This is a genomic window from Caballeronia sp. LZ034LL, from assembly GCF_031451215.1.
GTDB lineage: Bacteria > Pseudomonadota > Gammaproteobacteria > Burkholderiales > Burkholderiaceae > Caballeronia.
In genome coordinates this window covers 206,543-229,798 of the sequence record NZ_JARUXR010000003.1, presented here as the reverse complement: position 1 = coordinate 229,798, position 23,256 = coordinate 206,543, and the positions used below count along the sequence as shown (strand labels likewise).

21 protein-coding genes are annotated in these 23,256 nt (G+C 63.0%); 6 read left to right on the top strand and 15 right to left on the bottom strand.

Annotation, left to right across the window (positions count from 1 at the left end; all coding sequences use genetic code 11):
- Positions 1–10: 10 nt before the first annotated feature.
- The 4 genes from QCE83_RS22155 to QCE83_RS22140 all read right to left on the bottom strand — a co-directional run bounded on the left by QCE83_RS22155 (position 11) and on the right by QCE83_RS22140 (position 4,732).
- Positions 11–1,606 carry an ABC transporter substrate-binding protein gene (locus tag QCE83_RS22155; RefSeq protein ID WP_309816161.1) on the bottom strand — a complete coding sequence of 532 codons (1,596 nt, stop codon included), beginning with the start codon at positions 1,604–1,606 and terminating at the stop codon, positions 11–13.
- Positions 1,607–1,745: 139 nt separating this feature from the next.
- A complete protein-coding gene (locus QCE83_RS22150; RefSeq protein WP_404985685.1) occupies positions 1,746–1,988 on the bottom strand; it encodes a hypothetical protein in 243 nt (80 codons plus the stop codon).
- A 107-nt stretch (positions 1,989–2,095) separates the two neighbouring features.
- Positions 2,096–3,412, bottom strand: coding sequence for an MFS transporter (locus QCE83_RS22145; protein WP_309816158.1), 1,317 nt, complete (start codon positions 3,410–3,412; stop codon positions 2,096–2,098).
- A 45-nt stretch (positions 3,413–3,457) separates the two neighbouring features.
- Positions 3,458–4,732: a glucarate dehydratase family protein gene (locus QCE83_RS22140; protein ID WP_309816154.1), complete on the bottom strand. Its 1,275-nt coding sequence runs from the start codon at positions 4,730–4,732 to the stop codon at positions 3,458–3,460.
- A gap of 169 nt (positions 4,733–4,901) precedes the next feature.
- Here QCE83_RS22140 and QCE83_RS22135 point away from each other — a divergent pair, with 169 nt between their 5' ends.
- Positions 4,902–5,606 (top strand): GntR family transcriptional regulator, encoded by a 705-nt coding sequence (locus QCE83_RS22135; protein ID WP_309816151.1) that lies wholly within the window; start codon positions 4,902–4,904, stop codon positions 5,604–5,606.
- 3 nt (positions 5,607–5,609) lie between these two features.
- On the top strand, positions 5,610–6,062 hold the full coding sequence (locus QCE83_RS22130) for a YaiI/YqxD family protein (RefSeq protein WP_309816148.1): 453 nt from the start codon (positions 5,610–5,612) through the stop codon (positions 6,060–6,062).
- Between the two features lie 6 nt (positions 6,063–6,068).
- Here the strand turns inward: QCE83_RS22130 and QCE83_RS22125 are convergent, their stop codons facing one another.
- The 9 genes from QCE83_RS22125 to QCE83_RS22085 all read right to left on the bottom strand — a co-directional run bounded on the left by QCE83_RS22125 (position 6,069) and on the right by QCE83_RS22085 (position 16,236).
- Positions 6,069–7,070 (bottom strand): LysR substrate-binding domain-containing protein, encoded by a 1,002-nt coding sequence (locus tag QCE83_RS22125; RefSeq protein WP_309816144.1) that lies wholly within the window; start codon positions 7,068–7,070, stop codon positions 6,069–6,071.
- A 119-nt stretch (positions 7,071–7,189) separates the two neighbouring features.
- On the bottom strand, positions 7,190–7,957 hold the full coding sequence (locus QCE83_RS22120) for a pyrroline-5-carboxylate reductase (RefSeq protein ID WP_309816143.1): 768 nt from the start codon (positions 7,955–7,957) through the stop codon (positions 7,190–7,192).
- A gap of 16 nt (positions 7,958–7,973) precedes the next feature.
- Positions 7,974–9,467, bottom strand: coding sequence for an aldehyde dehydrogenase (locus tag QCE83_RS22115; protein ID WP_309816139.1), 1,494 nt, complete (start codon positions 9,465–9,467; stop codon positions 7,974–7,976).
- 18 nt (positions 9,468–9,485) lie between these two features.
- Positions 9,486–10,817, bottom strand: coding sequence for an FAD-binding oxidoreductase (locus QCE83_RS22110; RefSeq protein ID WP_309816136.1), 1,332 nt, complete (start codon positions 10,815–10,817; stop codon positions 9,486–9,488).
- Between the two features lie 6 nt (positions 10,818–10,823).
- Entirely contained in the window at positions 10,824–11,711 is an 888-nt protein-coding gene (locus QCE83_RS22105) for a dihydrodipicolinate synthase family protein (protein ID WP_309816133.1), read from the bottom strand.
- 45 nt (positions 11,712–11,756) lie between these two features.
- A complete protein-coding gene (gene glyA / locus QCE83_RS22100) occupies positions 11,757–13,034 on the bottom strand; it encodes a serine hydroxymethyltransferase (RefSeq protein ID WP_309816130.1) in 1,278 nt (425 codons plus the stop codon).
- A gap of 46 nt (positions 13,035–13,080) precedes the next feature.
- Positions 13,081–13,962: a glycine betaine ABC transporter substrate-binding protein gene (locus QCE83_RS22095; protein ID WP_309816127.1), complete on the bottom strand. Its 882-nt coding sequence runs from the start codon at positions 13,960–13,962 to the stop codon at positions 13,081–13,083.
- A 97-nt stretch (positions 13,963–14,059) separates the two neighbouring features.
- Positions 14,060–14,953, bottom strand: a complete 894-nt coding sequence (locus QCE83_RS22090) for a proline/glycine betaine ABC transporter permease (protein WP_309816124.1) — start codon at positions 14,951–14,953, stop codon at positions 14,060–14,062.
- On the bottom strand, positions 14,950–16,236 hold the full coding sequence (locus QCE83_RS22085) for a glycine betaine/L-proline ABC transporter ATP-binding protein (protein WP_309816122.1): 1,287 nt from the start codon (positions 16,234–16,236) through the stop codon (positions 14,950–14,952). The genes QCE83_RS22090 and QCE83_RS22085 overlap by 4 nt, the downstream gene beginning before the upstream one ends.
- Positions 16,237–16,851: 615 nt before the next feature.
- Here QCE83_RS22085 and QCE83_RS22080 point away from each other — a divergent pair.
- A complete protein-coding gene (locus QCE83_RS22080) occupies positions 16,852–17,412 on the top strand; it encodes a thioredoxin family protein (protein ID WP_309816119.1) in 561 nt (186 codons plus the stop codon).
- Between the two features lie 82 nt (positions 17,413–17,494).
- Here the strand turns inward: QCE83_RS22080 and QCE83_RS22075 are convergent, their stop codons facing one another.
- The gene (locus QCE83_RS22075) at positions 17,495–18,454 is read right to left on the bottom strand and encodes a bile acid:sodium symporter family protein (protein ID WP_309816114.1); all 960 of its coding nucleotides are present in this window, start codon (positions 18,452–18,454) and stop codon (positions 17,495–17,497) included.
- Between the two features lie 432 nt (positions 18,455–18,886).
- Between QCE83_RS22075 and QCE83_RS22070 the strand changes: the two genes are divergently transcribed.
- From QCE83_RS22070 to QCE83_RS22060, 3 genes are all read left to right on the top strand, one after another.
- Positions 18,887–19,396 (top strand): DUF6622 family protein, encoded by a 510-nt coding sequence (locus QCE83_RS22070; protein ID WP_309816112.1) that lies wholly within the window; start codon positions 18,887–18,889, stop codon positions 19,394–19,396.
- Between the two features lie 126 nt (positions 19,397–19,522).
- On the top strand, positions 19,523–20,317 hold the full coding sequence (locus QCE83_RS22065; protein WP_309816109.1) for a DUF899 domain-containing protein: 795 nt from the start codon (positions 19,523–19,525) through the stop codon (positions 20,315–20,317).
- Positions 20,318–20,512: 195 nt separating this feature from the next.
- Positions 20,513–21,175, top strand: coding sequence for a hypothetical protein (locus QCE83_RS22060; protein WP_309816106.1), 663 nt, complete (start codon positions 20,513–20,515; stop codon positions 21,173–21,175).
- Positions 21,176–21,264: 89 nt separating this feature from the next.
- Here the strand turns inward: QCE83_RS22060 and poxB are convergent, their stop codons facing one another.
- Positions 21,265–22,986: a ubiquinone-dependent pyruvate dehydrogenase gene (gene poxB, locus QCE83_RS22055; protein WP_309818688.1), complete on the bottom strand. Its 1,722-nt coding sequence runs from the start codon at positions 22,984–22,986 to the stop codon at positions 21,265–21,267.
- Positions 22,987–23,256: the final 270 nt, after the last annotated feature.

The following is a 23,256-nucleotide window of genomic DNA, read 5'->3' as shown; positions in this document are numbered from 1 at the left end:
GCATCGCTCCTCATGCAGCCAGCCACACATTGGCGAGATTGCCTTCCAGGCCTTGCGCGGACACCGTGTGATTGCGCACGCGACGGTTCGCGAGCGTGACCATTCGCGGCGCGACGAGATTGAGAATCGGCAGGTCGCGATACACGATCTGCTGGAACTGCTGATACAGCGCCACGCGCTTGCTCTCGTCGGTCTCAATCGACGCCGCTTCGAGCAGGCTATCCACCTGCGCATTGTTGTAGTGCGGTGCATTGGAAAACGGCACGCCCGGACGAATGTTCTTCGACCAGTACAAACGTTGCACGCCCACGCTCGGATCGAACAAGGTATTTACGCCGATGCTCGTGAAATCGAACTGACGGTCCGCATACACGCGCTTGAGGAACGACGGCAGATCCTGCGAGCGCACCGTGACCTCGATGCCCACGCGCGCCAGCGCGGACTTCACATAGTCGGCCTGACGCCGGTACATGTCGCCATAGGGAAGATAGTCGTGCGTCAGCTGGAAGCGCGGACCGCCGTTCTTGCGCGGATAACCGGCCGCATCCAGCAGCTTCTCTGCATTCGCGATATCGAATGCATACGGCGCGAGCTTGGCATCGTGATACGGCGAAGCGGGTGTGATGGGCGTCGGCGAGACATCGGCATAACCGTACGCAATCGTCTTCTGCACGATCTGCGGATTCACTGCATGCGCGATAGCCTGACGCACCCGCAGGTCCTTCAGGACCGGATGATCGAGATTGAAGTCGATCTCCGAAAGCGGCTCGAGGAAGCGATAGCCGCGCGTCTCCACCGCGAGTTGCGGCAATTGCGTCAGACGCGGCAAGTCCGACAACGGCACCGGGTTCTCTCCGCCGAGATCGAGCGCGCCGGTTTCGAAGGCGGCCGAGCGCGCGGCGGCATCGGGCACGACCTTGAAGACGAGTGCGTCGATATACGGCTTGCCCGCGTCCCAGTAGTCCGGATTGCGTTCGTACACGATGTTTGCGCCGCGCGTCCACGATTTGAAGCGGAACGGACCGGTGCCGACGGGCGCATTGTTATGCGGGTTTGACAACGGGTCGCCCGTGGCATAGAGATGCTTGGGGACCATCGGCGACTCGCCTGCCGAAAGCGCCTTTAGCAGATAAGGCGCGGGCTTCGACAGTTCGATGACAGCAGTGCGCGCGTCCGGCGTCGTGACCTGCACGACATTCGCAAAGGTGCTGCGGCCGCGCGGATGAATCGACTTCAGCAGGTCGATCGAGAACGCGACGTCCGCTGAGGTGAAAGGCTGTCCATCGTGCCACTTGACGTTCTGCCGCAGCGTGAACGTGTACTTGAGGCCGTCCGGGCTGACCTTCCAGGCGGTGGCGAGTTGCGGCTGCGGCTTGAGATCGAAGTCATAGGCGAGCAGCCCTTCCAGCACCTTCGAGCTTGCGACGAGCGCGGGTCCCGTGGTCTGGAAGATCGAGACGAGCACGGGCGGCTCGGGATTGATCAGCATGTTGAGCGTGCCGCCCCGCTTCGCCGCGCCCTGTGCGAAAGTCAGTGAAGACAGGCTTGCGGACGCGAGCGCCGCGCCCGATGAAACCAGGAAGTCCCGCCGATTGAAACCTGCCATGTGCTGCCGTTCCTCTTGTGTGCCGTGATCGTTCGGATATGACGCGGCATGATGCTGCCGCGCCGCTCACGATAGAACGGCATCGCATGCAAGAGAACCAAGCGTTCCGCATATGCAAAAGCACGGCGGCGAGAAAAGCTTATGAGGAAACGAGCGAACGGGTACGTTCTGCTTGACCGCGCTTTCGTTGATCGATCCACAGCCGCGCCCAGCGCGCAGCATAGGCCACGGCGTGATCGGCTTCGAAGAAGTAGTCGAGCGCATCGAAGGTGAACGACGCGGCATGCGGCGATGCGCCGCTTTCGATGGTGAGGTTGGCGGCAAAGAGGCCGCTCGGCAATGCATGCGCCGAGGGCGCGACATCGTATCCCTTGTATCGCATATGGCTTTCCAGAGGGCAAAAGCGCCCGATGCGATTCATGCTAATACGCGTGCCGCGCCCTTCAAACCAAGGCTTTGGTCTTAGCTAATGCGCGCTGCCGTCAGGACTTATTTCGTGGGGCGAGATTGCAGTCCGAGTGAGGTACGACCTTCGCGCGGCGCCATGCGCGCCAGGAAAACGATGACCGCGGCCACGACCGACATGATCGCCAGGCCCGTCAAGCCGCCCCGGATCGAGCCGGTCTTCTGCTCGAGAAAGCCGAAGGCCGCGGGCGCCACGAAGCCGCCGAGATTGCCGATCGAGTTGATCAGCGCGAGCACCGGCGCCGCGATGCGCGCATCCAGATAGCTTTGCGGAATGGGCCAGAACAACGACGATGCCGCCTTGAAGCCGATCGCCGCGAAACAGATGGCGACGAACGAGAACGCCGGGCTGCCCAGACCGGCGGCATACATGCCTGCCGCCGCGATCAACAGCACGCACGCCACCCACGCCTGCTGGAACTTGAAGCGTCCAGCGAGAGCGGCAAACAGATACATCGCGACGATCGAGATCAGCCAGGGAATCGAATTGAAGAGACCGACCTGGAAGTCATTCAGATGCCCCATCTTGCGGATGATGCTCGGCAACCAGAAGGTTGCGCCGTAAATGGTCAGCGACACGGAGAAATAGATCAGGCAAAAGATCAGGATCTGCGGATCGCGCAACAGGCTCCACGACGAGGGCTTCACGGTATGCGCGGCATCGCGCTGACGCTGTTCCGCTTCCACCTCAGCGATGAGCGCATCCTGTTCTTCACGCGTGAGCCACTTCGCGTCACGCGGTTTCGAGTCCAGCCAGAACCAGACGAAGCCGGCGAGCACCACGGAGGCCACGCCTTCGATGATGAACATCCACTGCCAGCCATGCAGGCCCCCGCCTTCGATCAACATCAGGCCGCCGGAGATCGGTCCGGAGAAGACCGATGCCAGCGCCGAGCCGCTCAGGAAGACCGCCATGGCCCGGCCGCGTTGATCGCGCGGCAGCCATTGCGTGAAATAGAAGACGACGCCCGGAAAGAAGCCCGCTTCGGCCGCGCCGAGCAGCAGACGCATCGCGTAGAAGGACGTTTCGCCCTTTACGAAGGCCATGCCGACCGCAGCCAGTCCCCACGTCACCATGATGCGCGTGAGCCAGGCCTTCGCGCCGAAGCGTTGCAGCAGCATGTTCGAAGGCACTTCGAACACGGCATAGCTGACGAAGAACAGACCCGCGCCGAGCCCATAGGCCGCAGCGCCGATGCCCAAGTCCGCGCTCAGATGCTGACGCACGAAACCGATGTTCACCCGGTCGATGTAATTGACGATGAACATCACGACGAACAGCGGCAGCACATGCCACTTGATCTTGCGTACGGCGCTCGACAGCGCGCTGGAAGTGCTCATGAAGATGTCTCCTGGAGTAGCGCTGCGAACGCCTTTTTATTCGAATCAGAAGCGCGGATTCTTGCCGGTGAATTCCGGCTGATATTTGCGCATCTGCGAGAGGTCGTCGCGATTGCGCACGCCGCATGACAAATATTGCTCATGCAGTTCGCCCAGCTTCTCCCGATCCAGCTCGACGCCGAGGCCCGGCGTGACGGGTACGCGCACCGCGCCGTTGTCGAACTTCACGCGGCCGCCCTTGATGACTTCTTCTTCCTGCCACGGGTAGTGCGTGTCGCACGCGTAGGTCAGGTTCGGCACGCTCGCCGCCACGTGGGTCATCGCCATCAGGCTGATGCCGAGGTGCGAGTTGGAATGCATCGACATGCCGAAGCCCCACAGCCTGCACATGCGCGCGAGCGTCTGCGTGGCGCGCAGTCCGCCCCAGTAGTGGTGATCCGAGAGCAGCACCTTGATCGAACCCATCTCGCAACCTTTGCGGAAGTCGTCCATGGTCGTGATGACCATGTTGGTCGCGAGCGGCAGCTTCGTATGCTTTTGCAGTTCGGCCATGCCTTCGAGGCCAGGGCATGGGTCTTCGTAATACTCGAGGATTTCGTCGAGCTGGGGCGCGGCCTTGATGCTCGTCGCAAGCGTCCAGTTCGCGTTCGGATCGAGACGCAGCGGCATGCCAGGGAAGGCCTCGGCAAGCGCCTGCATGCAGGCGATTTCATGCGCAGGCTCGAACACGCCGCCTTTGAGCTTGATGCTCTGGAAGCCGTACAGGTCGATCATGCGGCGCGCCTGCGCGACGATCTGCTCCGGGCTGATGCCCTCGCCCCACGCATCCGGCGCGTAGGGCTTGCCGATGTGTTCCGCGTACTTGAAGAACAGATACGCGCTGTACGGCACGGCGTCGCGCACTTTGCCGCCCAGCAGATCCACCACCGGCGCGCCGACGATTTGCCCCTGCAGGTCGAGCATCGCCACTTCCAGCGTGCTGATGACCTTCGGCGCATTCTTCGCGGCATGCGAGCCCGGTGCGAGTTCGAACTCCACGGCGCCCGGCGTGGCCGTGATGGTCGCGCGCACACGCTCTTCCATCTGATTCAGTTCGAACGGCGAGAGGCCGATGACGAGATCCTTTGCCTGTTGCAGCACGCGCAGCATGGGCTCGTCGCCATAGGTTTCGGAGATGCCGACTCGTCCGTCATTCGTCTCCAGTTCGACGATCGCGCGCAGTGCCCACGGCTCGTGGATGCCCGCGGCATTGAGGAGCGGGCCGTCGCGAAAGGCGATCGGCGTGATGCGCACGTGAGTAATGGCGATCTGTCGAGTCATGGCGATATTTCCTGCGAATGGACGGAAGCGAGAATGAAGTCATGGTAAAGCACTAATACATTAGTGTGTCAGTAGGGAAATCACCAAGCGTCGCTCGCGCTTCGCGCCGCTCGGCATGGCCGCAAAGGCGGGCTATAGTACTAATGTTTCAGCACGCTTCATCATTCATATGAGTAATATCGATGCTCCCCGCGCGGCCCATCGCCTGGATCGCTCGCGTCACGCGGCGCCGCAGGTGTTCGAACGCCTGCGCGAACTGATCCTGTCGCTTGAACTGGCGCCAGGCACCGTGCTGTCGCGCAGCGAACTGGCGACGCGCTACGGCCTGAGCCAGACCCCTGTGCGCGACGCGCTCATCAAGCTCGGTGAAGAAGGGCTCGTCGACATCTTTCCGCAGCACGCTACGGTTGTGAGCCAGATCAGCATCGCATCGGCGTTGCAGGCGCACTTTCTGCGCCGCTCGATCGAACTCGAAATCGTGCGCACGCTCGCGCAAGCGCACAAGGCGTCACTGGTCGCGCGGCTGCGCGCGACGATCGCGGAACAAATGGATTATCTGGAGCCGCAGGACGTCGAGCAGTTCGCATTGCTCGATCATGCGTTTCACCGGCAGATGTATGAGGCCGCGGGCGTGCCGCAGCTCTGGGATCTGGTGCGCCGGCTGAGCGGACACATAGACCGCTTGCGGCGCCTGCACTTGCCAGTGGAAGGCAAGACGCTGGCCGTGGTGCGCGACCACACCGCCATCGTCGACGCCATCGAGCAAGGCAATGCCGATGCCGCCGATGCCGCCCTGCGCGCGCATCTGTCCGGCACGCTCAGCCAGCTCGACGAAATCCGCGCGAGCCATCCCGACTATCTGACGGACCATTGACGCATGCAAATCCTCGTCGATGCTGACGCCTGCCCGAGCGTGGTCAAGGACATCCTGTTCCGCGCGGGGCCGCGCGTGAAGGTCGCCGTCACGCTGGTGGCCAACCAGTTCTTGCGCACGCCGCCCTCGCCATTCATCCGGGCGATTCAGGTGCCCGCGGGTTTCGATGTAGCGGACGCGCGCATCGTCGAGATGGCGCAAGCGGGCGACCTCATCATCACGGCCGATATTCCGCTCGCCGCCGCCGTGCTCGCCAAGGCGGCTCACGCGCTGGACCCGCGCGGCGAATGGTTCAGTGAGGAAAATATCGAGGAGCGTCTGTCGATCCGCTCGATGATGGACCAGTTGCGCAGCAGCGGCGTCGCCACCGGCGGACCGCCGCCCTATAGCCCGCGCGACGGCAAGCAGTTCGCCGCGCAGCTCGACCGCTTTCTTGCCCGGCACGCGCGCGGCTGAAGCGGATCACTGCGCGACCTTCGCCTGCTCGGACGGCCAGCCCTGCATCATCGCGTCGATTTCGTCGTCGAGCCATTGGCGGAACTGCATGTACTCCGGCCGCGCCCGCGCATTGCGATGCGTGATCAGGTAGTGATGTCGGTCGTGGAAAACGAGCGCATCGTCGACGGGCCGCACGAGTTTCTTCTGCTCGACCTGCCGATGCACGAGATGATGCCAGCCGAGCAGCGTGCCCTCGCCGGCCTCGGCCTGCGCCACCAGCAACCGATAGTCGTTGCTCTCGAAGTTGTCGTTCTGGTCGAGGCGCTCCGAGCCGTCGCCTTGCTGGAACCAGTTCTTCCATACGCGCCAGTCGACGTGCTCGCACACCTGCGCCCGACCCAGCAGCGAAAGACTCAGGGTGGGATGCTGGAGCAGATCGAGCGGCTTGAGCGTGCGGCCATGGAAATGGCGTTCATGAAACGGAACGCTGCATACCGGATAAACGATGTCGTGAAACAGCGGCTCGACTTCGTATTCCGCCTCGCGCGGCGGATTTTTCGTGATGATGACGTCCGGCTCCATGAGATCGTCCAGTTCCATGAACTGGTCGGTGACCATCACGTGCAGGCGGATTTCCGGAAAGCGGCGACGGAATTCAGGCAGTCTGCCCGACAGCCACAGTGCCGAAAAAGTATGCGAGATGCACAGTGTGAGCGCGTGACGATCCACGCGCCGCACTGCCTGCGCCGCCTCCGCGATATTCATGATCGACAGATAAGACGCGTTGTACAGGATGCGCCCCGCATCCGTCAGCGCGATATGACGGCCGGCGCGCTCGAACAGCGCAACTTCGAGGGTGTCCTCGAGCTCCTTGATCTGCCGGCTGACGGCCGCCTGCGTCACGCACAGCACTTCCGCGGCTTGCGTGAAGCTTTCATAGCGCGCTGCGGTGACGAAGCACCGAAGCGCGCGCAACGAGGGCATCTGTGCGAGCAGCCGGTCGGCGAACTGCTGTTTCTTCTGCATCGGGATCACCTTCGAAGGGCTTGCGGGCACCTGCAGGCGCCCGGTACGCGGCGCCGCTGATGAGTCATTTTATTGATTTTATTGCCTGTCTTGATGTGATGGCTTCCCGTTGCCGTCCATCAACGTCCCTGCACGCGTTTCAGGATCCGTTCGAGCGCTTCGATGTAATGCTGGTAGGTGCCCCGCTGCGCAAGCTCGTTGGTCACTTGTTCATTGAGTCCGCCCGGCGTGCACATTTCGCCGATCAATTCCGAGTACGGCCGGGCGTCCTTGGTGGTTTCATGCGCGAGGCCCACTTGGAACCCCGACAGGAACGACCGCGCCGACGCATACGGCAGACCTTGCGCGACGAGCCACGAGGCCTGCTCTTCCAGCAACGCAAAGTAGCTCGCCATGGTCGCGGTGGCGGCGGACAGTGCATCGAACTGATGCTCGTCCTCGACTTCCACGGCCGCGCCGAGCGGCGCGAACAGCGTGCGCGCGACCGCATCCGGCGGACACAACGCCGTGCTGCCCTTGCCTTCCGACACCGCCGGCAGTGGGATGGCGCGAATCACCGCGGCCACGTCACCCAGCCATTCACGCACCTGCGCAAGCGACTTGCCGGCAATGAAGCTGATGACATGATGGCGCGGCTCGAACTTCAGCGTCGGGAGGACATCGGCGGCGATCTGCGGCCGCACCGCGAGACAGATCACGTCCGAGGAATCGAGCACCGCCTGATTGCTGGCGCTTACCTCGACGCGCGTGTCCAGTTGCGCAAGCTCGGCTGCCGTGTCCGCATTGCGCGGCGACAGCGCGATACGCTCGAAGGGAACCTCGAACCTGATCATCCCGGTCACGACCGCCCGCGTGATCGCGCCGGTGCCGACGAATCCAATCCGCATACTTCCTCGTCTCTAGTCAGTCGAGCTTAAGCCACGTGGTTTTCAGCTCGCAGTATTGATCGTGCGCGTAGATCGACTTGTCTCGCCCCCCGAAGCCCGACTGCCCGAAGCCGCCGAACGGCGTCGTCAGGTCGCCTTCGCCGAAGCAGTTCACGGTCACCGTGCCTGCGCGAATGCGCGCCGCCACCTTGTGAGCGTGATTGACATTGTCGGTCCACAGCGATGCCGCGAGGCCATAGCACGTATCGTTGGCGATGCGCACGGCCTCGTCGACGTCAGCATATTCGATAAAGCACACCACCGGGCCAAAGACCTCGTCGCGCGCGATGCTCATCTCGGGCGTGACCTGATCGATGATGGTCGGCTCGACGAACCAGCCGCCGGACTCGGCGAGCGTCGCCTGCCCGCCGCACACCACGCGCGCGCCCTCGGCCCGCGCCTTCTCGATGTGGCCCAGCACCTTGCGGTAGTGCGCTTCCTCGATGAGCGAGCCGAGCTTCACATCGGGATCGAGCGGGTCGCCGGTCTTCCAGCCTTCCAGCACGGCCTGCATCTTCTGCAGCAAGGCCTCCTTCTGGCTCACATGCACGATGATGCGCGACCCGGCGCTGCAATTCTCGCCCATGTTCCAGAACGCGGCGGCGACGGCCTGTTCCGCGACTACATCGAGATTGGCGACGTCCGGCAGCACCACCTGCGGATTCTTGCCGCCGCATTCGAGCACGACGCGCTTCAGGTTGGTATCGGCGGAATAGCGGAGGAAGCGCTTGCCCGTTTCGGTCGAACCGGTGAAGGCCACGAGGTCGATGTCGGCATGACAGCCGATAGCCTGCCCGGCGCTCTCGCCCAGCCCCGTGACCACGCTCAGCACGCCGGACGGCACGCCCGCCTCGAGTGCGAGGTCGGCGATGCGCAAGGTAGACAGGGACGTCTGCTCGGCCGGCTTCACGACCACGCTGTTGCCCACCGAGAGCGCCGGCCCGATCTTCCAGGCCAGCATCAGCGCGGGAAAATTCCATGGCAACACTGCGCCGACCACGCCGATCGGCTCGCGCGTGATCATGCTCACGACGCTCGCGCCCGACGGCGACAGCGCGTCATAACGCTTGTCCGTGGCTTCCGCATGCCAGCGGATGCACGCCGCCGACTCGGGAATGTCGAGCCCCATGCATTCGCTGATCGGCTTGCCGGCTTCGAGCGCTTCGAGCAGCGCGAGCTCTTCGGCGTTGTCGTCGATGAGTTGCGCCAGACGCTGCAGCACGGCCTTGCGATGCGATGGCGCGGCCTTCGACCAGATGCCCGCTTCGAAGGCCTCGCGCGCGGCTGCAACCGCGCGGTCCACGTCCTTCGCATCGCACTTCGCAATCGCGGCAAGCGCCTTGCCCGTCGAAGGATTGAGCGTATCGAAGGTTTCGTTCGACGCCGCGTTGCAGCGTGCCCCGGCAATCAGGGCGCGGCCATCGAGCGCCAGACCTTGTGCCTTGCTTGTCCATTCCTGGTGCGTCGTCATGTGTCTATCCTCACAGATTCAAAGCTCGGCGCCCGCCGAGAATTCCTTCATCCAGATCGCGGCGGTCACCGCCACATCGGCAATCGGCCGCATCGGCAACGAACGCGGATGCGGTTGTCGCAGCAGTTGATCGATCAACGCATGGGATTCGCCGAGCGCATATTCGGCGATCAGCTTGCCCGATGCCGAGCCGCGGCTCAGTCCCAATCCATTGCAGCCGACCGCTTCGAACACGCCCTGCTCGCGCTGCCCGAACAACGCGCCGTTGTTCGCCGACAGGCACAGCGCCCCGCCCCAGGTGTATTGCAACTCGACGTCCTTCAACATCGGAAAACGCCGTTCAAACGAACGTTGATGCAGTTGTCGCGACTTCGCGAGATCGCTGTCCGAGACGGACAGGTTGGGCCGGAACGCGAAGTGATTGCGAATGCAGATGCGGTGATTGGCGAGGCGGCGCACGGTGGTGCCCATCGGGTCCGCGGGAATCAGCGCCCACGACTGCATGCCGCCCAGCCGCGCGATCTCGTCGGGGTTCATCGGCCGCGACATCGACGCGAACGTGTAGACCGGCAGCAGGCCGTTCGGATGGCCGCCGAAGGTCGCCGCATAGGCGTTGGTGCAAAGCACGACGCGCGCTGTCGTGATGCTGCCGCCGGCGAACTTCAGCAGCTTCGCGGCGCCGCCCGTGTCCATGCCCTTCACCGCGCTCAGCTCGAACACGGTTACGTTCGCCGGTTGCGTCGCCGCAAGGCCGCGCATCAGCGCGGCCGGCTGAACCGTGCTGCATCCCGGCGTGAACAGCGCGCTCTCATAGAACGGCGTGCCCGTCACTTTTTCGATGGCGCTGCGATCGAGCCATTCGCACGCTTCGCCGATGCGTGCGAGACCTTCTGCGAAGTGCGTGAGCGCCGCATGTCCCTTCTTGTTGACCGACGCGTGATACTTGCCGTCGTCGCGCCAGTCGCAATCGATGCCATGCTGCTTCACGATCGAACGCACATAGTCGATGCCGTGCCGTTGCAGACGGACATCGGCCTTGTCGGCCTCTACGCTGCGCGAATAACTCTCGCTGCTGATGTCGTGCGGCAGATCCACAAAGAAGCCCGAATTGCGGCCTGCCGTCGAGCGGCCGATACGGTCGGCCTCGACCAAGGCGACGGATGCGTCCGGCGCGAGTTCAGCCAGCCGCCGCGCCGCACATAGCCCGGTAATGCCGCCGCCCACCACGACGTAGTCGAAGGCGTGTTCACCCGTCACGGTCCTCGCGGGCGCGGCGGGCGGCAGGCTTTCCCACCAGCCGTTGACGCCATCCGGGGCAGGCAGATGCGCGAAATCCAGTTTCGAGGCCATGCAGGTTCACTGAGCGTTGCGCAGCAGAGGTTGAACGAGCTTCGCGAAAGCGTTGCGCTCTTCGTCGGTAAGCGTGCCGAGCGGCGCGCGCGCATGACCCACACGCGTGCCCGCGAGCTCGCAGCCGTAACGCACGTACTGGATGAACTTGCCGCTGCGTTCGAGCAGTTCGAGCACGGGCAGGAGCTGCGTCATCAGCTTGCGCCCTGCGTTGAAATCGCCTTGTTTTACGCAGGTTTCGAGCAGTTCGGTATGCGCTTCGGGCAGGAAGTTCGATGCGCCCGCCACCCAGCTCCGCACGCCCCACGCGAAGAATTCGAGCGCCTGGTCGTCCATGCCGCAGCTGAGGACGAAGCGCTCGGGCAGTTGCGTCGCGAGATGATGGAGATGCGCGACATCGCCCGTGCTCTCCTTCATCGCGGCGAAGTTGGGACGTTCGAGCAGCTTCATGAGCACTTCATCGCCGATCGCGGTTCCGGTGCGTGCAGGAAAGTTATAGAGCATGACCGGCAGATCGAGCGCATCGTCGATCTTCAGCAGATGCGTCAGCAGTTCGTCCTGCGTCGGCTGCACGTAGTACGGCGCGGCCACCAGCAGCGCGTCATAGCCCGCGCGCTTCGCCTCGCGGCCGAGGCGCAGCACTTCGTTCGTGGTGGTTGCATTGATGCCCGCCGTGAGCCAGGTCTTGCCGCCCACCGCCTGCGCCACGGTATCGAATGTCTTCACGCGCTCGTCGAAACTCAGCGCATAGTATTCGCCCGTGGTGCCGCCCACGCCGAGTCCGGTCACGCGGCCGGCAAGACTCGCCGCATGCTTGCCGAGCATGTCGTGATCGATTTCGCCGTCGGCCTTGAACGGGGTGACCAGCGGAGTATGTACGCCTTCGAAGCTCATGATCGTCTCTCTGAAGTAGGATCGTGTGTCGTCGTTTGCGATGCGTCAGACCAGTGCTTCCGCACGCGTGTAAATAGGGAACCGCGCGCACAGTTCGCGCACCCGCGCGCGCACTGAACGCTCCACCTGCTCGTCGCCGCCGGGATCGCGCACGAGCGCCGCGATGACTTGCAGGATCATGTCGCCAACCTCTTCGAACTCCGCGACACCCAGGCCTCGCGTGGTGCCGGCCGGCGTCCCGAGGAGAATGCCGGAGGTGAGGGTCGGGATGCCGTTCTGATTGCAGGTGATGCCCGCGCGCTCCAGCGCCTTCTCGGCCTGCGTGCCGGTCAAGCCCTTGCTGCGCAAATCAACGAGCAGCAGATGGTTGTCGGTGCCGCCCGTGAGGAGACGCAGGCCGCCTGCTTGCAGCACCTTGCCGAGCGCCTGTGCATTGCGCAGCATCCGCTCGATGTAAGCGCCGAATTCGGGCCGTAGCGCCTCGCCGAAGGCCACCGCCTTGCCCGCGATCACATGCATCAACGGACCGCCCTGCGCGCCCGGAAACACGGCTGCATCGATCTTCTTCGCGAGGTCGGCGTGGTTGGTCAGGATGAAGCCGCCGCGTGGGCCGCGCAGTGTCTTGTGGGTCGTCGACGTGACCACGTCGGCGAACGGCACGGGGTTCTCATGCTTGCCCGCCGCGACGATGCCCGCGAAAGGCGCCATGTCCACCATCAGCATCGCGCCGACGCGATCCGCTATGTCGCGGAACGCAGTGAAGTCCAGCGCGCGGGGATAGGCGGAGAAGCCAGCGATGATCAGCTTTGGCCGATGCGTTTCGGCAAGCCGCCGGACCGCGTCGTAGTCGATGCGCAATGTCTCCGGGCTCACGCCGTACTGCACGGCGTTGAACCACTTGCCCGTAAGCGCCGGACGCGCGCCATGCGTGAGATGGCCGCCCGCATCGGGCGACATGCCCATCACGGTGTCGCCCGGTGCGAGCAGCGCAAGCATCACTGCACTGTTCGCCTGCGCGCCGGAATGCGGTTGCACGTTGGCGAAGCCTGCATCGAACAGCGCCTTCACGCGATCGATGGCCAGCGCCTCGATCCGGTCCACGTGCTCGCAGCCGCCGTTATGGCGCTCGCCCGGATAGCCTTCCGCAAGCTTGTTCGTCAGCACCGTGCCCTGCGCCTCGAGCACGGCCGACGACACGATGTTCTCCGATGCGATCAACTCGATCTGGCTCTGCTGGCGACGCAGTTCCAGCGCGATCTCCGCAGCGATGACGGGATCGTGGCTCTGCAGGCTCTCGCCAAAGAAGCGCGCATGTGCGTTCACAGGAAGACTCCGCGTGGATCGTGCAGCGAATGGCTGGGCGTCGGCGTTACTGCGCCAGCCATGCCTTCAGCTTGTCGGGGTGCGCATCGACGAACTTCTTGGCGGCCGTCGCATAGTCGTTCGTGCTGTTGCCCTCGAACTCGATCGCTTCCACATCCGCGAGATTGAGCTTCAGATGCTTGAAGAACACATCGGCGCGCGGGAACTTGCCTGCGAACTGCTTGGACGCGAATGCATGCACCTGTTCTTCGCCGCCGAGCGTGCCCTTCGGATCCTTCAGGTAACGCATCTGCCATTTCTGGAACAGCCAGTGCGGGCTCCACACCGTTGCGACGATCCATTGCTTCGACTGATAGGCGCGCTGGATGGACGCGAGCATGCCTGCCTCGCTGGCGGATTGCAGGTGATAGCCGGAGAGGTCGTAGGCCTTGATGGTCTTCTCCGATGCCTGCATCAGTCCGCCGCCCGGTTCGATGCCCTGGATCACGCCGTTGAGCTGCTTCTGCACGTCAGGCTTCTTCAGGTCCTCGATGGACGACAGCTGCGACTCCGGTACATACGCCGGCACGGCCCAGCCGTTCTTGCCACCCGTATAAATTATGCCGACGTCATCGAGATCGTTCTTGTAGCGCGCCACATACTGACCGTGCGTGACCGGCAGCCAGCCGCCCACCATGATGTCCAGGTCGCCGCGCGCGACGCCCTGATACTGGATGCCGATGTCCGCCTGCACGAACTGCACCGGCTGCTTCAGCTGCGTCTCGAGCACGTACTTAGCGACATTGGCGACGGCGAGCACGTCGGCCCAGTTGGTGACGGCGATCTTGAGCGGCTCGGCCGACATGGCCGGAGCGGACGCCACGCCGAAGGCGACGACAGCGGGCATCAGCACCTTCGCGAGCACCGCCTTGATGGACAGGTTCTTCATTTCGACTCCGGATGGGTGTGTCAGTGTGTGGTCTGGTTCGCTGTTGCGCCGGTCGTTGCCGGCGCCTTTCTTCTCTCAGTCTTCTCTCACTCGTCTCTCAAGTCTGCGCCGCCTTGGACGGCGTGACCGGCGTTGAGATCACCTTCTTCTTCTTTGCCTTCTTGGCCTTGACGCCGAAGCTTTCCGTCAGACGATCGAGGATGATCGCGAGCAGCACGACGCCGAGACCGCCTTCGAAGCCGATGCCGATATCGAGCCGCTGGATGCCGCTCAACACGTATTCGCCAAGGCCGCCCGCACCGATCATCGATGCGACCACCACCATCGAGAGCGCCATCATGATGGTCTGGTTGACGCCTGCCATGATCGACGGCAGCGCGTTGGGCAACTGGATCTTCCACAGCAGTTGCGCATCGGTGCTGCCGAACGAGCGGCCTGCTTCGAGCAGTTCTTCGCGCACCTGGCGGATGCCGAGCGTGGTCAGGCGCACGACGGGCGGCATGGCGAACACGATGGTCGCGATCACGGCCGGCACGCGTCCGAGACCGAACAGGATCACGGCGGGGATCAGGTAGACGAACGCGGGCATCGTCTGCATGAAGTCGAGCAGCGAGCGCAGCACGACTTCGGCGCGATTGCTGCGCGCGCCCCAGATGCCGAGCGGCACGCCGATCACAAGACTGAAGAACGTCGCCGCGATCACCAGCGCGAGCGTGGAAACCGTCTGCGCCCAGAGGCCCATGTAGTTGATCGCATAGAGCGCCACGCCGACGAAGGCCGAGAACACCACGCCCTTGCGCCACAGCGCGAGCGCCATCAGGATCACCAGCATCGCGATGAACGGGACCGCGCCCAGGCCATCTTCGAGCACCTTGATCACCGCGCCGAGTGCGGCAGAAAAGGCATCGAAACCGCCGCGAAAATGCGAGAACAAGAAATTGACCGCGTCCTCGGCGAACTTGCCGAAAATCGAACTGCTCGTACCGTTCATGCTGCCCTCCGCTCCATGACCTGCTTGAGAATCGTGCGGCACGAGACGACGCCGGCGAGCCGGCCTTGTTCGTCGGTGACGGGCACGTCGTGTTCCTGACTGAGTGCGATGGCCGCGAGCCGGTGCAGATCGGCGTCGAGCGGCACGGCGGCGACGTCGCGCAGCAAGGCTTCGCGAATCGGACGTGCGCCGCTCTTGTGCAGCGATGCGGGCGTCACGCATCCCTGATAGCGTCCGGCTTCGTCGCAGACGTAACCGCAGTCGGCGCCGCTGTCGATCAGGCTGTTCAGATAGCGTTCCGACGGTGCGCCGCCGTCGCAGGCAATGAGGCCGCGCTCGACCTTCGTGAGCAGGCTCGATGCAGCGAGGAAGCGCGACACGTCGACGTTGCGGAAGAAGTCGCGCACGTAATCGTCGGCGGGCGATTGAATGAGTTCAGCGGGCGTGCCGACCTGGATCAGCCGGCCATCTTTCATGATGCCGATGCGCCCGCCGATCTTCACGGCTTCCTCGATGTCATGCGAGATGAAGACGATCGTGCGCTGCTCTTCTTTCTGCAGGCGCAGCAGTTCGTTCTGCATCTCGAAGCGGATCAGCGGGTCGAGCGCCGAGAACGCTTCGTCCATCAGGAGCACCGCGGGATTCACTGCGAGCGCCCGCGCCAGTCCGACGCGTTGCTGCATGCCGCCCGACAGTTCGCTCGGCAGCAGTTTTTCGTAGGAAGCCAGGCCGACGCGCGTCAACGCGGCGCGAGCAATGTCATAGCGTTCCGATTTTTTCTTGCCGGCGACTTCGAGTCCGTACGCGATGTTGTCGATGACCGAGCGGTTCGGCAGCAGCGCAAAAGACTGGAACACCATCGCCATCTTTTCGCGACGCACCGCGCGCAGTTCGTTCACGTTCATCGGCGCGATGTCGCGGCCTTCGAGAATCACCTGACCCGAAGTCGGCTCGATCAGGCGATTGAGCAGGCGGACGAGCGTGGACTTGCCCGAGCCGGACAGTCCCATGATGACGAAGATTTCACCCGCGTTGACCGCGAGGCTGACGTCGTCGACGGCGACCATGTTGCCGGTCTGCGCGAAGATTTCGTTGCGGCCGAGGCCTTGTTTCAGGAGTTCCTGCGCACGCTCGGGCTTGGCGCCGAAGATCTTCGAGAGATTCTTGACCGTGAGGATCTCAGTCTGCGAAGCGGCGACGGATCGGGCCGGCGACAGGGTGTCCGGCTCTGCGGAAACCGCTTTTGACAGGTCGCCCGGTGCGAGCGTTAGGTTCGGAATCATCGATTCATTCCAGCTGGCAAGTTCGAGAAAACCGAAACGTTGAGGACGTCTGCCATGTGCGTCCTTTGAGTACGATCCGGGTCGACAGCGCCGATCACATTCCGGCGTTCGTTGCGTTGGAATGAAGCGTAACTGGTCAATTTCGATCATCCACCGACATTTTCTGCGCCCTTTCCGATACTTCTGGTAATGGATTCCCGTGGTGCAGGCCATGCAGGGAAACAGTGCGGGGACGGGAGAAACGCTGGAAGCGTGTGTGGATGCGGCTTTGCGGGCGTCGAGCTTGAGCGGAGGCGGGTCTGGCGGGGTGAGGCTGATCCGGCGGCGCTAGGGAATGCACCTAGACGGGCGGTTCTGCATGACCTTTTCGTGGGGTTAAGGGTCCTTGCGGTGACGAAATTCGCCCCGCGTTCCGGAAAAAACCGGTCTGAAACGTTCGGTCTTTTATTGCAATGACTGGGCTTGGGCAAAGCGAGACGAACGCGCTCCATGTATCGCCATGTATCTGCAATGCCCCCGGATACACAGCGATGCCGAAGGACCTCCACCGGGACAAGCGCCCGATACATCCGCGCGCTTCAATACGCTCCACGCCAACCGGAAAGGAGAAACCTCATGTTCGATCGCATCAAGATCGCCGCCTTCGCTGCCGCCATGATCGCCGCCTTCGGAGCGGTGGCTGCGCTGACCGCCTTCGCATCGACGGGGGCCTCGTCCGAACCGGACCCGGCGCGGCAGATCGCGGTCCAAGCGCCGGAATTCACCGGCATCGACAACTGGCTCAACAGCGCGCCACTGAACCTGAAGCAAATGCACGGAAAAGTCGTGCTGGTCGATTTCTGGACCTTCGACTGCATCAACTGCGCGCATACGCTGCCGCATGTGAAGGACTGGTATGCGCGTTATCGCGACAAGGGACTCGTGGTCGTGAGCGTGCATACGCCCGAATACGGCTTCGAGCGCGACACCGAAAACCTGAAGAAGGCGATTCAACGCTATGGCATCGACTTTCCCGTTGCGCAGGACAATGCCTATGCGACGTGGAACGCCTACGGCAACCAGTACTGGCCCGCGCTGTACCTGATCGACCAGGACGGCAGGATCGTGTACCGGCACTATGGGGAAGGCCGTTATGCGGAGACTGAGGCGAAGATCAGGGAACTGCTGGGAGCGTAATCGCGAGGCGCCGCTGTACAAAAAAGGCGTGCCCGCAAGTTGCGGCACGCCTTCTATCCGGAACAAGGGGTTCCGTTATTTCTTAGCCATGTCGAGCGACGGCGGCATCGGCATCCTCATTCCGCGTCGCACCCTTGGCGGGGCGGCCTGCCCAATAGCCGGCCAGCATCGAGCCCGACAGGTTGTGCCACACCGAGAACAAGGCGCCCGGAAGCGCGGCGATCGGCGTGAAGTACAGCTTGCCGAGCGTCGCGGCAAGACCCGAATTCTGCATGCCGACTTCGATGGCGAGCGTGCGGCAGACAGCCTCGTCGAAGCCGAGCAGACGTCCGCCCCAGTAACCGCCCAGCAGCCCGATGCCGTTGTGCAGCACCACGCCCAGAGCCACCACGAGACCGACCGAGGCAATGCTCTTTTGCGTACCCCCGACGACCGCCGCGATGATCAGCAGAATCGACACCATCGACACGATCGGCAAGACCCATTCAATCTTGCGCACGACCTTGCCAAACAGATGATTGACGACGAGCCCGACGACGATCGGCAGCGCCACGATCTGGACGATGCTCATCAACATGCCGTGCACGTCGACCACGATGGATGCATCGACGTACAGGCGCGTGAGCAACGGCGTGGCGAAGACGCCGACCAGGGTCGACAGTGCGCTGATCGTGACTGACAGCGCCACGTCGCCGCGCGCCAGATAGATCATCACGTTCGACGCCGTACCGCTCGCGACGCTGCCCACGAGCACCATGCCGGCCGTCAGGTCGGGAGGCATGCGCAGCGCCTTGGCGATCACCCAGGCGGCGAGCGGCATGACGAGGTAATGCAGAACGATCCCGGCAATCACGGGTGCGGGACGCGTGAACACGCGCCGGAAATCGTCGAGGGAAAGCGTGACGCCCATCGACAACATGATGATGGTCAGAAGCGTCGTGACGTGCGGTGCGATGCCCGTCACGGACGAAGGCTCGGCATAGGCGGCGATGGAAACCAGCACGGCCCAGAGCGGAAAAAGGCGGGTGATGCGGGCAAACATGAAAAACAATCCTCGAAAGTCTTATGGGTAGCGTGTCGTGCCTTCCTGGCGGAGCCGCGGTGGCTGCCGCGGCGCCGGGGGTGCCGACTGCACAGGACCGATCGTGTGATCTCGCGTGAAACAAATGGGGCCATGCGCAGCAGGATTGCCCTCGTGGGGCGGCCGCCTGGGCACCTGGGCCGGCTGATCGCCGTGCCGTCAGGCGCGGATCGCGCGCGGTGGGGCAAGAAAAATCAATCAGGCGCCGCATTTTACCTGTCGGCGCGGCTCTATTCTGAATTCGCTTAATTCCGACGCCGGTTGCGTCGATACGGGCCGTTCCGTTTTTTAATTTCGCGCTAATTCGTTTCCTTCATGCTGCGCAAGAACGAAGAGTCATGGCGCGAATGCCAGCCCCATGAGTCGCCCGGTGATCACAACAAGGAGATCGTCATGTCACCAATCGCAATTCTTCAGGGCACGCCCACCTGGGTCTGGGTGCTGCTCGCATTTCTTCTTTATCGCGGAATCAAGGCATTGCAGACCAACACCGCGCCGCTTTCGAAACTCGCCGTGGTGCCGCTGATTTTTGCCGGCCTCGGTATCGCGCATCTGATGTCGGATCCCTACGCGGGCTGGAGCGCCGTCATGGCGTGGATCATCGGTGTCGGAGCGGGTATCGCGGGCGGCATGTTCACCGCGAGCCGCACGCGTTTCATCGTCGATCCGATTGCTCGCACCGTGATGCTGCCGGGCTCCTTCGTTCCGCTCGTGCTGATCGCCGTCATCTTCATCGCCAAGTTCTGGATCGGTTTCGAAATGGCCACGACGATGCTTGCCACCTCGCTCGTCCACTATGCGTTGCTCGATGCGGCCATCTCGGGACTCGTTGCAGGCATGTTCGGAGGACGCTTCATCACCTACTGGCGCGGGCTCGATTCGTGCCGCCCCGCGGCCGCGTGATGGTGCGCACGGCCTTGCTCCAGACCGTCCGATGCAAATGGCGTCACACTTGTTACTCCCGAACCGCGCGTCACAGCCTCACACTGGCGCAACGCTCACGGTCTTGTTCAGGAGGAGACACAAGTCATGACTGCATCGGACGAAAAGGCAGGGAACGGCCCGCAAGCGGCCATGCAAACGCCGGCGGTTGTCTCGCCGGCTGAATGGGAGGCGGCGCGCGAGCGGCTCCTCGTGAAGGAAAAGGAACACACTCGCGCACGCGATGCGCTTGCCGCCGAACGTCGCCGCATGCCGTGGATGGCTGTGAAAGCGGATTACCAGTTCGACACTCCTGAAGGCACACGGAGCCTGCTCGATCTCTTCGATGGACGGCGTCAGTTGATCGTCTATCGCGCCTTCTTCGAGCCGGGCGTATTCGGCTGGCCCGAGCATGCCTGCCGCGGCTGTTCGATGGTCGCTGACCAGGTCGCGCATCCTGCCCACCTGAATGCACGCGACACGACATTGGTGTTCGCATCGCGCGCGCCGCAGGAAGACATCGCAAGACTGAAGCAGCGCATGGGATGGGACATACCGTGGGTCACCATCACGGATCAGTTCGACAAGGACTTCGCCGTGGACGAATGGCACGGCACGAATGTCTTCTTCCGCGACGGCGACAACCTGTACCGAACCTACTTCATCAACAATCGCGGTGATGAGCAGATGGGCAATACGTGGAACTATCTCGACATCACGCCGCTGGGCCGGCAGGAACTCTGGGAAGACTCGCCTGAAGGCTACCCGCAGACGCCCACCTATAAATGGTGGAACTGGCATGACAGCTACGTGCAGGATGCTCAGCCCGACAAGAAATGGGTGGAAATTTCGGACGCGGGCGAAGCTGCGTTCCGTGCGGAGAGCGCAAAGAAAAAGCAATAAGTCGAAAATACCGGTTGCGAGAAGGGCGGCTTCATTAGCCGCTCTTTTTTTGTCTAAAGAATCCGCCAAACGTTTCCGTTATCGAAACTATCCGCGATGCAAGCTCATCGCGCATGGCCTCTCGCACCAGCCGGCACCCCCCGCCGCTTTCGCCAGGACGCCCTCCCGTCCAATCCCTCTCTGGAAATTCTTGCAATGAAGAAATCGTTGGCCGCGGTCGCGGCCCTCGTCGGCACGCTTGCCGCGCTCGCCACGCCGCTTGCGCACGCTCGCGAAATCTATGGCCAGATCGGCACCGAAGGCTTCGGCGTCGGCTACTCCGAGCCACTCGGCACCCGCGACAATGTGCGCGCCGAGTTCAACGGATTCCGTTTTTCGCATAGCTTCAATGCCGGCGGCCTGCACTACGACGGAACGGCGAGCATCTATCACGGCGGCTTTTATTTCGATTTTTTTCCGGCGCCTGACACCGTCGGTTTTCGCATCACGGCCGGCGCGCTCGTCGGCGGCGATAACGTCGATGCCACCGCGACCAGCATGAGCGGCACGTACACCATCAATGGCGTGCAGTATTCGACGCTCGGGCAAAGCATTCACGCGAAGGCGCGCTTCCCGACGGTCCGTCCTTACATCGGCATTGGTTTCGGCCATACGCCGGTGGCGCAGAAGGGCTTCTCCGCCTTCTTCGATGCCGGCGTCGCGTACGGCCGTCCGCGCATCGACTTCGATGTGCCCGCCGATATCGTCGCTGAAGCAGGACAGGAAAACGTCGACGCGGAAAAACAGGATCTGCAGAACAAGGCTGACAAGCTGCGGTTCTTCCCGATCGTGAAGGTTGGCGTCACGTATCGCTTCTGAGCGCGTATCGCGCTCGTATCCACACTACTGATGTTCCGGGCCGGGCGCGCGCTTCATGCGCGTGCCCGGCTTTCGCTCGTCGTGTCGTTTCAACGAAGATTGGTGCGCGCCAGCTCGATGATCTCGTCGCCGCGGCCGCTCAGGATGGCTCGCAACATATAGAGGCTGAACCCCTTCGCCTGCGAGAGCTCGATAGTCGGCGGAAGCGAGAGTTCATGCTTGGACGTCACCACATCCACGACCGCCGGCCCCTTGTGCGCGAACGCATCGCGCAGTGCGCTCTCGAGTTGTTCCGATTCCTCGACGCGCACCGACCAGATTCCCGCTCCCTTCGCGATCTGCGAAAAATCGGTCTTGCTGAGATCCACATTTGTATCGACGTAGCCCGCCGCTTTCAATTCCATCGATACGAATCCGAGCAGGCTGTTGTTGAACACGACGACCTTGATCGGCAACTCGAGCTGCACGGCGCTCAGCAGATCGCCGAGCAGCATCGCGAGACCGCCATCGCCCGACAGGGACACCACCTGACGCTGCGGATGCGCCGCCTGCGCTCCGAGCGCCTGCGGCATCGCATTGGCCATGGAGCCGTGATTGAACGACCCATGCAACTGGCGCTTGCCATTCATCGTGAGATAGCGCGCAGCCCACAGCGTCGGCGTGCCGACATCCGCCGTGAAGATGGCGTCTTCGGCGGCGATGTCGTCGACCAGCTTGGTCAGGTACTGCGGATGAATCGGCCGGCCCGGCGCGGAAGGCGTCGCGAGGTCGTCGAGCCCCTTGCGGGCGCTCGCATAGTGCTTGAGCGCGTTGTCGAGAAAGCGTCGTTCGTCCTTGCGCGTGAGTTTCGGCAGCAGTGCCGTGAGCGTTTCCTTGACAGTGCCGACCACGCCCATCTCCAGCTGCGCGCGACGCCCCAGTTGCGAACCGCGCCAGTCGATCTGGACGATCTTCGCATTCGGCGGATAGAACGGACGATAGGGAAAGTCGCAGCCGAGCAGAAGCAGCGTGTCGCAGTTCATCATCGCGTGATAGCCGGAGCTGAAGCCGATGAGACCCGTCATGCCGACATCGAATGGATTGTCGTACTCGATGAACTGCTTGCCGCGCAGCGCATGCACGACAGGCGCACCGAGCGTGTCCGCCAGCGTCACGACTTCATCGTGCGATCCTGCAACGCCGCTGCCGCACATGATCGTCACCGCCTCGCAGCCGTTGAGGAGGCCGGCCAGTTTGTCGAGTTCGGTGTCGGAAGGAACGATCGCGCCGGGTGCGCTCGCCGTCCAGCGAGGCTCGATACCTGGGCCCTCACTCAACGCAACATCGCCGGGCAGCACGATCACCGCGACGCCGCGCTGATCCAGCGCCGCGCGCATCGCTCGTTCGAGCACGCGGGGAAACTGCGATGCGTTCGACACGAGTTCGACGAAGTGACTGCATTCCCTGAACAATTCCTGCGGGTGCGTTTCCTGGAAATAGTTGAGGCCGATTTCTGTCGATGGGATGTGCGCGGCAATGGCGAGCACCGGCTGATGGTTGCGGTGACAGTCGTAGAGCCCGTTGATCAGGTGAAGATTACCCGGCCCGCAACTGCCCGCGCAGACGGCCAGTTTGCCGGTCGTCGCGGCGTCGGCCCCGGCAGCGAACGCGGCGGCTTCCTCGTGCCGGGTATGCATCCAGCGGATCGAACCGACGCGATCCAGGCTGAAGGCGAGTCCGTTGAGGCTGTCGCCCGTGACGCCCCAGATGCGCTCGACTCCGGCTGCAGCAAGCGTCCTTGCAAGGTAATCGGCAATCGTTTTGGTGGCCATGTTGAGCTCCATGCGTGGAAAGGATTCCGGGAGATGGCGCAGTCGTGCGGACTCGGGGCGCGAAGGACACGAGGCTTCGTGCGCGACGAGCCACGCACGACCGACGGCTCTTTGAATGCACGATGCAAAATGCAGACGCAAGTGTATGCCGGGTCTGTGAATATTGTCTTGTACCTTGCCTGCAGCGTTTGGCGGCGCTTCACGGCACATCACGGCGCTGCACAGCGCATGAACGGATCCTGCCCTACGATCCGAAGAAGCGTTGAATTG